General features: G+C 72.1%; 12 protein-coding genes. 7 read left to right on the forward strand and 5 right to left on the reverse strand.

Features of this window, described 5'->3' with window-relative positions:
• Positions 1-6: 6 nt before the first annotated feature.
• Complete coding sequence (locus N8I87_RS36145) at positions 7-1020, reverse strand: glutathione S-transferase family protein (RefSeq protein WP_263215067.1); 1014 nt, start codon at positions 1018-1020, stop codon at positions 7-9.
• On the opposite strand from N8I87_RS36145, the gene N8I87_RS36150 reads away from it, so the two are divergent.
• Positions 1019-2134, forward strand: coding sequence for a cation diffusion facilitator family transporter (locus tag N8I87_RS36150; RefSeq protein WP_263215068.1), 1116 nt, complete (start codon positions 1019-1021; stop codon positions 2132-2134). The genes N8I87_RS36145 and N8I87_RS36150 overlap by 2 nt on opposite strands.
• A gap of 1081 nt (positions 2135-3215) precedes the next feature.
• On the opposite strand, the gene N8I87_RS36155 is transcribed toward N8I87_RS36150, so the two are convergent.
• Together N8I87_RS36155 and N8I87_RS36160 are read right to left on the reverse strand one after the other, a co-directional pair.
• Positions 3216-3665, reverse strand: a complete 450-nt coding sequence (locus N8I87_RS36155; protein WP_263215069.1) for a nitroreductase family deazaflavin-dependent oxidoreductase — start codon at positions 3663-3665, stop codon at positions 3216-3218.
• Positions 3666-3756: 91 nt separating this feature from the next.
• Positions 3757-4389, reverse strand: a complete 633-nt coding sequence (locus N8I87_RS36160) for a LysE family transporter (protein ID WP_263215070.1) — start codon at positions 4387-4389, stop codon at positions 3757-3759.
• 288 nt (positions 4390-4677) lie between these two features.
• On the opposite strand from N8I87_RS36160, the gene N8I87_RS36165 reads away from it, so the two are divergent.
• From N8I87_RS36165 to N8I87_RS36175, 3 genes are all read left to right on the forward strand, one after another.
• Positions 4678-5907, forward strand: a complete 1230-nt coding sequence (locus N8I87_RS36165) for a cytochrome P450 (RefSeq protein ID WP_263215071.1) — start codon at positions 4678-4680, stop codon at positions 5905-5907.
• Positions 5908-5919: 12 nt separating this feature from the next.
• A complete protein-coding gene (locus N8I87_RS36170) occupies positions 5920-6129 on the forward strand; it encodes a ferredoxin (protein WP_263215072.1) in 210 nt (69 codons plus the stop codon).
• A gap of 62 nt (positions 6130-6191) precedes the next feature.
• On the forward strand, positions 6192-6728 hold the full coding sequence (locus N8I87_RS36175; protein ID WP_263215073.1) for a flavoprotein: 537 nt from the start codon (positions 6192-6194) through the stop codon (positions 6726-6728).
• A gap of 28 nt (positions 6729-6756) precedes the next feature.
• Here the strand turns inward: N8I87_RS36175 and N8I87_RS36180 are convergent, their stop codons facing one another.
• A complete protein-coding gene (locus N8I87_RS36180; RefSeq protein WP_263216834.1) occupies positions 6757-7602 on the reverse strand; it encodes an endo alpha-1,4 polygalactosaminidase in 846 nt (281 codons plus the stop codon).
• A gap of 241 nt (positions 7603-7843) precedes the next feature.
• On the opposite strand from N8I87_RS36180, the gene N8I87_RS36185 reads away from it, so the two are divergent.
• The 3 genes from N8I87_RS36185 (at position 7844) to N8I87_RS44535 (ending at position 11243) form a co-directional block, all read left to right on the forward strand.
• The gene (locus N8I87_RS36185; RefSeq protein ID WP_263215074.1) at positions 7844-8812 is read left to right on the forward strand and encodes an aldo/keto reductase; all 969 of its coding nucleotides are present in this window, start codon (positions 7844-7846) and stop codon (positions 8810-8812) included.
• Positions 8813-9288: 476 nt separating this feature from the next.
• Complete coding sequence (locus N8I87_RS44530) at positions 9289-10458, forward strand: RNA polymerase sigma factor (RefSeq protein WP_411577324.1); 1170 nt, start codon at positions 9289-9291, stop codon at positions 10456-10458.
• Complete coding sequence (locus N8I87_RS44535; RefSeq protein ID WP_411577325.1) at positions 10455-11243, forward strand: RICIN domain-containing protein; 789 nt, start codon at positions 10455-10457, stop codon at positions 11241-11243. The genes N8I87_RS44530 and N8I87_RS44535 overlap by 4 nt, the downstream gene beginning before the upstream one ends.
• 36 nt (positions 11244-11279) lie before the next feature.
• Here N8I87_RS44535 and N8I87_RS36195 read toward each other — a convergent pair whose 3' ends face one another.
• Entirely contained in the window at positions 11280-12524 is a 1245-nt protein-coding gene (locus N8I87_RS36195; protein WP_263215075.1) for a polysaccharide deacetylase family protein, read from the reverse strand.
• Positions 12525-12629 lie beyond the last annotated feature (105 nt).

The raw sequence follows: 12629 nt of genomic DNA on the forward strand, positions 1-12629 counted from the left end.
GTGGGGTCAGGGCCGCCCCGGAAGCGGGACCTCCTCCGCGGGAGGCACCGGTCCGGGCGGTGTTCCGTCGCCGAACGGCCGGCCGCCGAGCCGCTCGCGGTGGTGCGGGGCGAGCCAGCCGGAGAGATCCGGTCCGAGGGGCACGATCCGGGTCGGGTTGATGCCGCTGTGGACCTGGTAGTAGTGGCGCTTGATGTGGTCGAAGTCGACGGTGTCACCGAATCCGGGCGTCTGGTAGAGGTCGCGGGCGTACCCCCACAGCACCGGATTCTCCGTCAGCTTCCAGCGGTTGCACTTGAAGTGGCCGTGGTAGACGGCGTCGAACCGGACCAGCGTGGTGAACAGCCGGATGTCCGCCTCCGTGACGGTGTCGCCGACGAGATAGCGCTGCCGGGCCAGCCGGTCGGTGAGCAGCTCCAGCCGCCGGAACAGCGCGGCGTACGCGACCGCGTACTCCTCCTGGGTGGTCGCGAACCCCGCCCGGTACACACCGTTGTTGACGTCCTGGTAGACCTCCGCCATCACCTCGTCGATCTCGTCGCGCAGGGCCGCCGGGTAGAGATCGGGCGCCCCCGGCCGGTGCAGTGCCGTCCACTCGGTGGCGAGGTCGAGGGTGATCCGCTGATAGTCGTTGGTGACCAGGCTCCCGCTGGGCACGTCCACGATCGCGGGCACGCTCACCCCGCCCGGGTAGCCGGACTCCCGTCGGTCGTAGGCCTCGCTGAGGTAGCGGATGCCGAGGACGGGGTCGCGGCCGTCCGGGTCGAGGGTGAAGCGCCAGCTGCGGTCGTCCTGGATCGGGTCGGCGATCGCCAGCGACAGCGCGTCCTCCAGGCCGAGCAGCCGTCGCGAGATCACGGCCCGGCTCGCCCACGGACAGGCGCGGCTGACCACCAGTCGGTAACGCCCGGCGGCCACCGGCCAGCCGTCCGCGCCGTCCGCCGTGATCCGGTCCGCGAAGTGGCTCTTGGACCGCTTGAAGGGCCGGTGCCCATAGGCGGGGTTGCCCTCACCGCTCATGCTGCCTCCTCGTCGCGGATGCCGTGCTGACCACGTTCCCCGATTTCCGCCCCCGGCACGGTGTGAGCGAGGCGGGCCGGGGCAGTCGGCGAAGGTGAGTGGGACACCTTCGGAACGGAACCGGGCGCCCGGTCGTGCGGGTCCGCCGGATGAGACCGGTCACGGCCGGCCCGATGCCAGGACCCGCGTCACCGTGCTGATCGCGCTCGCGGCCAATCTCGTCATCGCCGTCGCCAAGGCCGTCGGCGGCTTCCTCGCCGCGTCGCCCGCGCTGTTGTCGGAGGCCGCGCACTCGGTCGCCGACAGCGTGAACGAGGTCTTCCTGCTGGCGGCGCTGCGCCGCAGCCGGCGCCCGGCCGACGAGCGGCACCCCTTCGGCTACGGCAAGGAGCGGTTCTTCTGGTCGCTCCTCGCGGCCGTCGGGATCTTCGTCATGGGCGGCTGCTTCTCCTTCTTCCAGGGCTTCGAAGCCCTCCGCAACGGCGCGGAGGAGAAGCTCAGCGGTTATGTGGCGGGCCTCGCCGTGCTCGGCGTCGCGCTGGTCGCCGAGGGTGCCTCCCTGCTGCGGGCGCTGCACCAGGTCCACCGGCACGGCGGCGGCCTCACCGGGCTGCGCGACCCGGCCCTGCGCACCGTCGTGGCCGAGGACACCACCGCGGTGATCGGCGTGCTGCTCGCGGCGGCCGGCATGGCGCTGCACATGGTCACCGGGCAGGTCGTCTGGGAGGCCTCGGCCTCGCTCGGCATCGGCCTGCTGCTCGTGTACGTCGCGTACCGCCTGGGACGGGACGCGCGCGACCAGCTCATCGGGGAGGCCGTCGCCCCCGAACTGAGCGGCCGGATCCGGACACTGCTGGAGGAACAGCCGGAGATCGACAGCGTGGAGGCCCTGTTCACCATGAAGACGGGGCTCGACTCCGCCCTGGTGGCGGCCCGGGTCGACCTGGTGCCGGGCGTGGACAGCGAGCGGGTCGAGGAGGCGGCCGTACGAATCAAGCGCTTCCTCGCCCGTACGGTCCCCGAGGCCGACCGGATCTTCCTCGACGTGACGGACCGCCCGGCGGGCGAGGCAAGCGAAAGCCCCGCCGCGACGGGGGAACGCGGCGGGGCCTGACGCACGCGTGCCCGTGACGAAGCCGATTCATGCCTCCCCAATCCAAATTCTTCCGAAAGCCGACGGGCCCCGTCCGGAAAGGACGGCGGCCCGCGGGTCGAGGAGAGGAACGCGCACGGCTGGAGAGCCCGACGGCCCTCGGCTGAAGGAGGCGGCGGCCCCCGGCCGGAAGAGGGGGCGGCGCTGGCCGGAAGGTCGGCGGCCCCCGACCGGGATGGATGGCGTCCCTGGCCGGGCGTTTGCGGTGACCGGCCGGGGGAGGGCGGCCGCGGCCGGGGGATGGCTACTGGCCGGGAGAGGTGGGGTGGCCCTCGGCTGGAGGAGGTGGCGGCCATTGGCCGGGATAGGGCGGCCCTGGCTGGAAGGTCGGCGGCCCCGACCGGAATGGGTGGCGGCACTCGCCGGGAGAGGGCGTCCCCGGTCGGGGGTCAGCGGCCATGGGGCCGGGAGAGAGAGGGTGTCTACCGGCCGGAGGAGGCTGCGGACACCAGTCGGGAGAGGAGGTGGCCCGGGCTGGAAGGTTGGCGGCCCCGGCCGGAATGGGTGGCGCCCTGGCCAGGGGTTGGCGGCGACCGGCCGGGAGAGAGGGTGGCCACCGGTTGGAGGAGGCGGCGGCCACCAGTCGGGAGAGGAGGTGGCCCGGGCTGGAAGGTTGGCGGCCCCGGCCGGAATGGGTGGCGCCCTGGCCAGGGGTTGGCGGCGACCGGCCGGGAGAGAGGGTGGCCACCGGTTGGAGGAGGCGGCGGCCACCAGTCGGAAGAGGAGGTGGCCCGGGCTGGAAGGTTGGCGGCCCCGGCCGGAATGGGTGGCGCCCGGGCCAGGGGTTGGCGGCGACCGGCCGGGAGAGAGGGTGGCCACCGGTTGGAGGAGGCTGCGGACACCAGTCGGAAGAGGGGCGTGCTGGCCGGAAAGTCGGCGGGCCCCGACGGGAAAGGGTGGCGGCCCCGGCCCGGGTTGGCGGATCAGCTGGGAGAGAGGGCGGCCACCCGGAGGGGACGGCGGCCCCGGCCGGAATGGCGGCGGCTCCGGGCCCCATGACCGTGGCCCGGGGCCGGAGGTGGTCGCTGGCCGTGGTAGGGGATCAGGTGGCGTCGGACGGTTCCAGGAGGAAGACCGGGATCGTGCGGGAGGTCTTCTTCTGGTACTCCGCGTACGGCGGATACGCGGCCACCGCCCGGTCCCACCACACGGTCTTCTCGTCGCCGGTCAGCTCACGTGCCGTCATGTCCCGCTTGACCGGGCCGTCCTGCAGCTCCACATGGGGTTCGGACTTGACGTTGAAGTACCAGACCGGATGCTTCGGCGCGCCGCCCTGCGAGGCGACCACCGCGTACCGGCCGTCGTGCTCCACCCGCATCAGCGGCGTCTTGCGGATCTTGCCACTCCTGGCTCCCAGGGTCGTCAGCAGGATCACGGGCAGCCCCGTGTCCATGAGCGTCGTCCCCTTGGTGCCACCGGAGCTCTCGTACAACTCGACCTGCTCCCGGACCCACTGGGTCGGGCTGGGCTCGTACTCGCCCTCAAGAGGCATGAGGTTCGTCCCCTCTGCGGTAACGCGTCCTACTGGCAGCCTGCTTCAACACCGGCGGACGCCCGGATCATCCGTACCGCGGTCCCGTCCGTCACACCGGTGATACCGCCATCCGTATCGCGAGCACCAACATCACGCCACTCGACAGCAACGCCGTCACCAGCCGTCCGCGCAGACCGGTCAGGGCCCGGCCGAGCAGTGCGCCGCTGCCGGCGAGCAGGAGCTGCCAGCTCGCCGAGCCCGCGAAGGCAGCCAGCACGAACACCCCCTGCTCCAGGGCCGGCACGGCGTGCGCGGTGCGGGTACCGAGGACCAGCGCGGCGAAGTAGATCACGGTGGTGGGGTTCAGCAGGGTGATCCCTAGAAGGCCGAGATACGCGCGCCCCGGGCCGGGTACCGGCCGTTCGGGCCGGGAGGTGAGCCGGCGCTCGCGGTGGTGCCGCAGCGCGATGACCGCGCCCCGCACGGCCAGCGCGGCCAGCACCACGGCGGAGACCCAGCGCAGCGGCCCGAGCACCGACCGCAGCGCCGCCGCGAGGGCCGTGCCCCCGACCGTGGCCGTCAGCGCGTACAGGCCGTCGGCGCTGGCCACACCCAGCGCGGCGCAGGCGCCGGTCCGCAGTGACGTACGAGCCGTGAGGGACACTAGATATGTCGCTACCGCTCCGACCGGTACGGCGATGCCGTACCCGGCGAGCAGGCCCGCGACCAGCGCCGCCGTCACGGGCGTACGGAATCGGGCCGCCGCGGACGGCCGGGCTGCCGCTGTACCGGCACCGCGGGGACGGCGGAGGTCGGCGGCAGAAAGGCGTCCGTGGTGGTCATGGGCAGATGCTGCGGTCGGTGAACCGGCCATGGCAAGCGAATTTCGGCGCGGAATCGACGGTCGGACACCAGGTGTTCGGTCAGATCGCGCCGGTCACCGATCTGGCCGAACTTGTCGTCGTTCTATAGATGCCTGGGGCATCTAATAAAGATCGGCACGACGCACTCAACGTCTGCGAGGTGTTCCATGACGGAACTGAGGCAACGCACGGAACCGACCGGTCCGGCCACACCCGTCGCCTTCCCCCAGGACCGCACCTGCCCCTACCACCCGCCCACCGGCTACGACCCGCTGCGCGAGGGGCGCCCCCTGGCCCGGGTCACCCTCTACGACGGCCGTCCGGCCTGGATGGTCACCGGCCACGGCGCCGCCCGGGCGCTGCTGTCCGACCCCCGGCTGTCCACCGACCGCACCCGCCCCGGCTTTCCCATGCTCACGGCACGCTTCGCCGCCACCCGTGTCGTCCGGGTCGCCCTGCTGGGCGTCGACGATCCCGAGCACCGTACCCAGCGGCGGCTGATGATCCCCTCCTTCACCGTGAAACGCGCCGCGGGACTGCGGCCCGACATCCAGCGGATCGTCGACGAGCTGATCGACGCGATGATCGCGCACGGACCGGGCGCCGAGCTGGTGAGCGCGTTCGCGCTGCCCGTCCCGTCGATGGTGATCTGCTCGCTGCTCGGCGTCCCGTACGCCGACCACGAGTTCTTCGAGGGGCAGTCGCGCCGCCTGCTGCGCGGACCGGAGGCCGCCGACACCCTGGACGCGCGGGGGCGGCTGGAGAGGTATCTGCTCGCGTTGATCGAGCGCAAGCGGCAGGACCCGGAGCCCGGCGACGGCATTCTCGACGAACTCGTCCACCAGCAGCTGCGCGACGGCGACATGGACCGCGAGGAACTCGTCGCACTGGCGATCATCCTGCTCGTGGCGGGCCATGAGACCACCGCCAACATGATCTCCCTCGGCACCTACACGCTCCTGCGCAACCCCGAGCGGCTGGCCGAGCTCCGCGCCGACCCCGCGCTCCTGCCCGCCGCGGTGGAGGAGCTGATGCGGATGCTGTCGATCGCGGACGGGCTGCTCCGGATCGCCCTGGAGGACATCGAGGTGGAGGGGGCGACGATCCGCAAGGGCGAGGGCGTGGTCTTCGCGACCTCCGTCATCAACCGCGACGACTCCGTGTACCCCGAGCCCGACACCCTGGACTGGCACCGGCCCGCCCGCCATCACGTCGGCTTCGGCTTCGGCATCCATCAGTGCCTCGGCCAGAACCTGGCCCGCGCCGAGATGGCGATCGCTCTGGGCACGCTGTTCACGCGGCTGCCGGGACTGCGTCTTGCCGCCCCGCCGGAGGAGATTCCCTTCAAACCCGGCGACACGATCCAGGGGATGCTGGAACTCCCCGTTACCTGGTAAGAGGCTCGTGCCATGCGCATCGACATCGAGATCGACAGGGACGTCTGTATCGGCGCGGGCCAGTGTGCCCTGGCCGCCCCGAACGTCTTCACCCAGGACGACGACGGCTACAGCATGCTCGTCCCCCGCAAGGAGGACGGCGCCGGCGACCCGATGGTGCGGGACGCGGCCCGCGCCTGCCCGGTCGGCGCCATCAAGGTGACCGAAGCCGCCACCGGCTGACACCCTGTGCCGCCCCAGGGCGCGGGCGGGAGCCGTGCCCAGCGCCCGAGTAGGGTGCCCGAGTGACCGAACAGGCCGAGAAACCCTTCCTCTACCTCGTCGTCTGCGCCGCCGGGATCGCCGCGGGCGTCAGCAAGCTGATCACCGCCGCGCAGGAGCGGGACTGGGAGGTCGGCGTCATAGCGACGCCGGTCGCGACGGGCGGGTTCTTCGACCTCGCCGCCGTCGAGGCGCAGACCGGCCGTCCCGTCCGCTCCGCCTGGCGGACCCCGGCCGATCCGCGCCCCTTCCCGGCGCCGGACGCCGTGGTGGTCGCGCCGGCCACCTTCAACACGGTCAACAAGTGGGCGGCCGGGATCGCCGACACCCTCGCCCTGGGCACGCTCTGCGAGGCCTACGGTCTGGGCGTCCCGATCGCCGCCCTGCCGTGCGTGGCGGACGCGCTGGCCGCCCATCCCGCCTACCAGGACAGCCTGATACGGCTGCGCGGAATGGGCGTCAGGTTCGGCGAGCCCTACTCCGGTGAGCCCGACGAGTCCGGCAGGCGGCCGGAGTTCCCGTGGGAGGACGCACTGGAGCTGTTGGAGCGCGGCTGGTGAGCGGCACGGCCGGGCAGGCGCGGCCCGGTCACGGGCGCACCTTGCGCACATAGCCGGCACTGCCCGGCGTCGACACCGTCCGGTCCCGGCGCACGATGCTCAGCCTGTCGCCGAAGCCCGCGACGGCCTTGCGCAGGCCCTTGTCCGAGTACTCGACGACGACCACCCGGTCGTCGAACGCCTTGGCATAGGTGCCGCACTCGTCGTACTCACCGCACTCCTCGGCCACCGCGAAGTCCAGCCCGGCCTTCTTCCGGACGCCGGCCAACTCCGGTGTGTTCTTCTGGCCGACGGCCAGGTGCCGGGCGTGCGCGTGCCGGGCGAGCAGGGTGATGAACGCGGTCGCGTCGTCGGCGGTGAGCAGGTCGTGGGAGCGCGAGTAGCTGTCGTAGTTGTCCGGCTCGACGGCGTCGAAGCCCTTGGTGGCGCACTCGTCGATCCAGCGGTCGACTCGCTCGGCGACGCGCTCGCGCTTGGCCGGGGTGCGGATGTCGAGCAGCGGCTCGTTCCAGTCCTCGTCGATGACCACCTCGCCGTCGGCGTCGCGCAGCAGCAGGTCGGCGGGCCAGGCGGCGCGCTCCTCCGGCTGGGCCTGGAACGCGTTGACGTAGCAGATGCTGTAGAGGCCGGGCGCGGGGGACGAGGAGCGGTCGCGGCTGACGATGCGCACGCCCTTCGGCGGGGGATAGGCACCGCCGATCTGGTAGTCGAAACCGGCGTGCCGCGGTGGGAGCCGAACCTGCGCGGAGGTGCTCCGCGACGGGTGGGGTGAGCCGCCCGATCCGCATCCCGTCAGCCCCACGGCGACGGCAAGCATGACGGCGCCCGCGGTCGTCGCGGGACCCCCGACGTGGGAAACACCCTTGGCGGGCATGTACTCCGTACTCCGCTCCATCGATCGCGGGTACGGCCCCGCCTCGGACCGGCGGTCCTGGCGACTCGGGCCGGGCTGAGAACGTGTCCGTCACCGGCTGGGCGCACCTCTGCGTGCCCGCGCCGAGCGCGGCGACACATGTTTCAGGATCCAACCGTCCGTACACGATGGTCGTCAAGTGGGGGTGGTTCGACGTCGGACGCTCCCAGTCGATGACGACCCGAAGGCAGGGGCAGCAACGATGCTGTACGTGAAGCTCGGTTCGACGGGCCTGGACGTGTCGCGGATCTGTCTGGGCTGCATGACCTACGGCCTGCCCGACCGCGGAGTGCACGAGTGGACCCTCGACGAGGAGGCGTCACGCCCGCTGATCCGGCAGGCGCTGGAGGCGGGCATCAACTTCTTCGACACGGCCAACGTCTACTCGGATGGCACCAGCGAGGAGATCGTGGGGAAGGCGCTGCGCGACTTCGCGTCCCGCGACGAGGTCGTGCTTGCCACCAAGGTGCACGGCCGGATGCGCCCGGGACCGAACGGGGGCGGGCTGTCCCGCAAGGCGATCATGTCGGAGATCGACCACAGCCTGCGCCGCCTCGGCACCGACTACGTCGACCTCTACCAGATCCACCGCTACGACCACGCCACTCCGGTCGAGGAGACGATGGAGGCGCTGCACGACCTGGTCAAGGCGGGCAAGGTCCGCTACCTCGGGGCCAGTTCGATGTACGCCTGGGAGTTCTCCAAGGCCCAGTACACCGCCGAGCGGCACGGTTGGACCAGATTCGTGTCCATGCAGAACCACTACAACCTGCTCTACCGCGAGGAGGAGCGGGAGATGCTGCCGCTGTGCGCGGACCAAGGCGTCGGTGTGCTGCCCTGGAGCCCGCTGGCCCGTGGCCGTCTCACCCGCGACTGGGGCACGGTCACCGAGCGCAGCGCGAACGACAACTTCGGCAGCCGGCTGTACCTGGAGGGCGACCACGCGATCGTCGAGGCCGTCACCCGCATCGCCGGCGACCGGGGCGTCCCGCGCGCCCAGGTCGCCCTCGCCTGGCTGCTGCACCGGGACACGGTGGCCGCGCCGATCGTCGGTGCCGCCAGGCCGCAGCACATCGAGGACGCGGTGGCCGCCGTTGAGCTCGAACTGAGCGAGAAGGAGATCGAGGAGCTGGAGGCGCCCTACGCCCCGCACGCCATCAGCGGCCACTGACGGCCCGTCAGTGAGGTCCGTGCGGTGCGAACCCGGCGCCGCGCGGACCGGCCCCTCACACTCCGGGGGCGGCCCACGTTTTTGAGCCGTTCCCCTTTCACCGGGTGTTCCGTGAACGCTACGGAGTGCCGCCGGGGCGTATCGATTCCCCAATTACCGGGCGATTCGCCACGGCAAGATCTTGCCCACGTGGCCTATTGACGATTCGTCAATCCATCCGGACGGCCGGGCAATGTCAAAACGTCTGGATCTCTTGTTCATACAGGCTGGCCTGTGCAAAAGTGTGCGCTGTCGGCGCGCAGACAATTGTTTTTGCCGCTGTACACGCGAGGCCGCTCCCGTACGCCCCCCACGCTTCAAAAGAGCTGCCGAAGGCGAACGTTCGAGATGCCGAACTCCGTTCGGGTCATGTCGACGCGGCCGCATGCCCATTGGTATGGACTAAATGCCGTGTTGCGTCTGGGAGGAATGCAGCCGTGAATGACGCAGGCTCGTCGAATTCGCCGAGCCCGGCCAGACCGTTCGACGTCACGGACGAGCAACTGAGCGCCGAGCTGAAGAAGTGGACGGGGACGATGCCCGCGCTGCATCCCGTGGGCGAACTCCTCGACCGGCATTGGGAAGCGGCCTTCGCCTACGCCCGGCTGTGCACCCACGGACCACGCGCCGCGGGGATGCTCACCACCGCCGCGTTCACCAGGCTCTTCGGGGAGTCGCTCCGCCAGGCGGGCCCCACCTCCGCCTGGCGGCCCCATCTGCTGGTCACCGTGCGCCGCATCGCGGCGGAGTGGGACAGCGACGGCCGCCAGGAACTGCTGCACCCCGCCCTCCTCACCGGCACCGGCCCCGGGGACCGCGCGGCCGCCCGGCTGCTGCCGCCCGCGAACCGGCGCCTGCTCTCCAGGGCGTTCCAGCGCCTGCCCCAGTCCTCCCGCGCCATCCTGTGGCACACCGAGGTCGAGGCCGAACCGCTCGCGATGCCGGCGGCCCTGCTCGGACTGGACGAGGAAGGGGCCCGTGCCGAGCTCCACCGGGCCCGCGTGCGGCTGCGCGAGGAGGCCCTGCAGGTCCACCGTGAACTCGCCACCGAGGACGAGTGCCTGCGCTACATCCGGATGCTGGACGTGACCTTCCGGCGCGGCGCGATCACCGTCGACCCGGACCTCCAGCAGCACCTCAACCGCTGCACGCACTGCCGCCACACCGCCGACCAACTGGACACGTTCAACGGATTCCTCGGCGCCGCCCTGGCCGAGGCCGTGCTCGGCTGGGGCGCACAGGCCTACGTGGAGTCCAGGCCCGGACTGACCGGGGAGCCCGCCGCCCCCGAGCCCCCGCAGCCGCAGGGCGTGGCCCCGGCGGGCGGCGAACCGTTCATGTCCGCCGTGGGCGAGGCCTTCACCGGGACGGTCCCCGGCACCGCCGACGGCGACACATCAGCCCTCACCGGCCATGGGCCGTACGCCCCCGCGGCCTCCGGGCGCCCGGCTCCGGGACCCCACACCGGCGCCCGCCGCGCGGCCGCCGGACTCCGTGCCGCGGCCCGCCCTTCCGCCCCCGCGGGCGGCGCCCGCTCCCCCGCTCCGCACACCGGGCGGCCCGGCGCGCCCGGCGGCGGAACCTCGCCGCGGCCGTGGCGACCGTGAGCGGACTCGTGGTCCTGCCGCTGATCCTGTGGTCCGTCCTCTCCTCCGGCGACGGCTCCGCCGCGGCCCCGGGCGGCAAGTCCGCCGAGTCACCCGGCTCCGGCTCCTCGACACGAGGTCCCTCCTGGGCCGGCGCGAGCGAGACCTCCCAGGGCACCCTGAGCGGCCGGCTGCACAACGTCGGCTCCGGTCTGTGCGTCGCCGTCGTGGGCAAGAAGGCCGTCGAGGGCGCGGAGACCGAACTCGCCACGTGCTCCTCGGCCGCGAGCCAGCGATGGACGTACGAGACCGACGGACGGCTGCGCAGCGCCGCCGCCCCCGACCTGTGCCTGGACTCCCACCTCGGCTACGCGGTCCGGCTCGCCTCGTGCACCGGCGCCGCCCGGCAGAGCGCCAAGAACGTCCGCTACGACTTCACCCTTCAGGGCGCCCTGGTGCCCCGCTGGGACCAGGACCTGGCCCTCACCCCGGCCGCCACCGACGGCGGGGGCGCCCTTGTCGTCAAGACCCGCGCGAACACCGCGGACCAGCACTGGGTGATCGACACCTCCAAGCCCGACCTCCAGATGGAGGTGGTCAACTGGGGCGCCGACACCCCGCCGTCATCGGCGCCCGCAGCCACCCCCAAGGCCGCGAGGACCCCGTCGGGGACCGCGTCGACCCCGCGGCCGACGCCGTCGGCCTCCGACTCCGCGGACGTCTGTGCCAACTCGCCGTACGCCTGCTCCTGGGGCGGCCTGGACGGCGGTTGGCACGACGGCGGCTACGGCCGCCGCGGCCGCTGAGGAACCGCGCCCCCCGCTCAGGGGTGACGGGGCGGGTCACGCGGACGGCGTGCCCACCGCGCCCAGGAACTCCGCCCAGCCGCCCGTGGGGGACTGACCGGGGTTGAGCGTGCGCAGCTTGCGCAGCACCGCCGGGTCCTGGGCCTCCAGCCAGGCCACGAGCTGCTTGAAGGAGACGAAGCGCACGTCGTCGTGCTCGGCCATGCGGCCGATGGCCTCCTCCACGGCGTCCATGTAGATGCCGCCGTTCCAGCGCTCGAAGTGGTTGCCGATGAAGAAGGGCGCCCGGTTGGTGGTGTAGGCGCGCTGGAACCCGGCCAGGTACGTGTCGCGGGCCTGGGTGCGCCAGGCGTCGTACTGGGAGCGGTCGCCCACCGGGTTGCCGGCGGACTGGTTGAACATCATGTTGTAGTCCATCGACAGCACCTGGAAGGAGTGGCCGGAGAACGGTATGGACTGCAGCGGGAAGTCCCAGATCCGGCCGCCCTGCACCTTGCCCGGCCAGATCTGCAGCCCGCCCGGGGAGCTGGCGTCGTACTTCCAGCCCAGCGCGGCAGCCGTGGGCAGCAGCGCGGCCTGGCCCTCCAGGCACGGGGTGCGGCCGCCGATCAGCTCCTTGCGGTAGTCGAACGGGAGCGGCTCGAGGTCGGTGAAGCCGGTGTTGGTCTTCCACCGGGTCACGAACGAGACGGCCTGGTCGATCTCGCTGCGCCATTCGGCCGACGACCAGTTGCGCACGCCGTCCGCGCCGCAGAAGTGCCCGTTGAAGTGGGTGCCGATCTCATGCCCCTCGAGCCAGGCCGCGCGCACCTGCTGGAGGGTGGCGTGGATGTGACGGTCGGCGAGGTAGCCGATCGCGGAGGCGCCGACCGGGTGCTGCGGCGGACGGTAGAGATGCTTCTTGGACTCGGGCAGCGTGTAGATGCCGCTGAGGAAGAAGGTCATCGCGGCACCGTGGTCGGCGGCTGTCCGGCGGAACCGGGAGAAGAGCTTGTTGCTGATCTCGCCGGCCCCGTCCCAGGAGAACACCACGAACTGGGGCGGCTGCTCCCCGGGCTTCAGCCGGGTGGCCTTCGGCTGCTTGGGCTGGGCGCCGGTGTCGGCGGTGGAGCCGTCGCCGATCGTCTTCACGGGCCGGGCCTGCTGCTGTGCGCCCTTGCCGTCGCCGGAGTCCTCGTCACCACTCAGGGACCAGCCCCCGGCCGAACAGGCCGACAGAGCACCCAGCGCGCCCGCCGTCGCCCCCGCGGTCAGCAGACCTCTGCGTGAGATGCCGCTCATGTTCGTCCCCGATTCCTCGTCGCGGCTCCGGACGGAGCCTTCGTGCTGTGCGGTCGACGGGTTTCGATGGGCGGTCACGGCGGAAAGATCGCGGCGGCCGAGGCC

This window comes from Streptomyces sp. HUAS 15-9, assembly GCF_025642155.1.
In the GTDB taxonomy this organism is placed as follows: Bacteria; Actinomycetota; Actinomycetes; order Streptomycetales; family Streptomycetaceae; genus Streptomyces.

What these genes read in the sequence shown, in the direction of transcription:
- N8I87_RS36150 (WP_263215068.1), top strand. Translation starts at nt 1,019, where the DNA reads ATGCTGCCTCCTCGTCGCGGATGCCGTGCTGACCACGTTCCCCGATTT.
- N8I87_RS36145 (WP_263215067.1), bottom strand. Translation starts at nt 1,020, where the DNA reads ATGAGCGGTGAGGGCAACCCCGCCTATGGGCACCGGCCCTTCAAGCGG.
- N8I87_RS36155 (WP_263215069.1), bottom strand. Translation starts at nt 3,665, where the DNA reads ATGCCTCTTGAGGGCGAGTACGAGCCCAGCCCGACCCAGTGGGTCCGG.
- N8I87_RS36165 (WP_263215071.1), top strand. Translation starts at nt 4,678, where the DNA reads ATGACGGAACTGAGGCAACGCACGGAACCGACCGGTCCGGCCACACCC.
- N8I87_RS36170 (WP_263215072.1), top strand. Translation starts at nt 5,920, where the DNA reads ATGCGCATCGACATCGAGATCGACAGGGACGTCTGTATCGGCGCGGGC.
- N8I87_RS36180 (WP_263216834.1), bottom strand. Translation starts at nt 7,602, where the DNA reads ATGCCCGCCAAGGGTGTTTCCCACGTCGGGGGTCCCGCGACGACCGCG.
- N8I87_RS36185 (WP_263215074.1), top strand. Translation starts at nt 7,844, where the DNA reads ATGCTGTACGTGAAGCTCGGTTCGACGGGCCTGGACGTGTCGCGGATC.
- N8I87_RS36195 (WP_263215075.1), bottom strand. Translation starts at nt 12,524, where the DNA reads ATGAGCGGCATCTCACGCAGAGGTCTGCTGACCGCGGGGGCGACGGCG.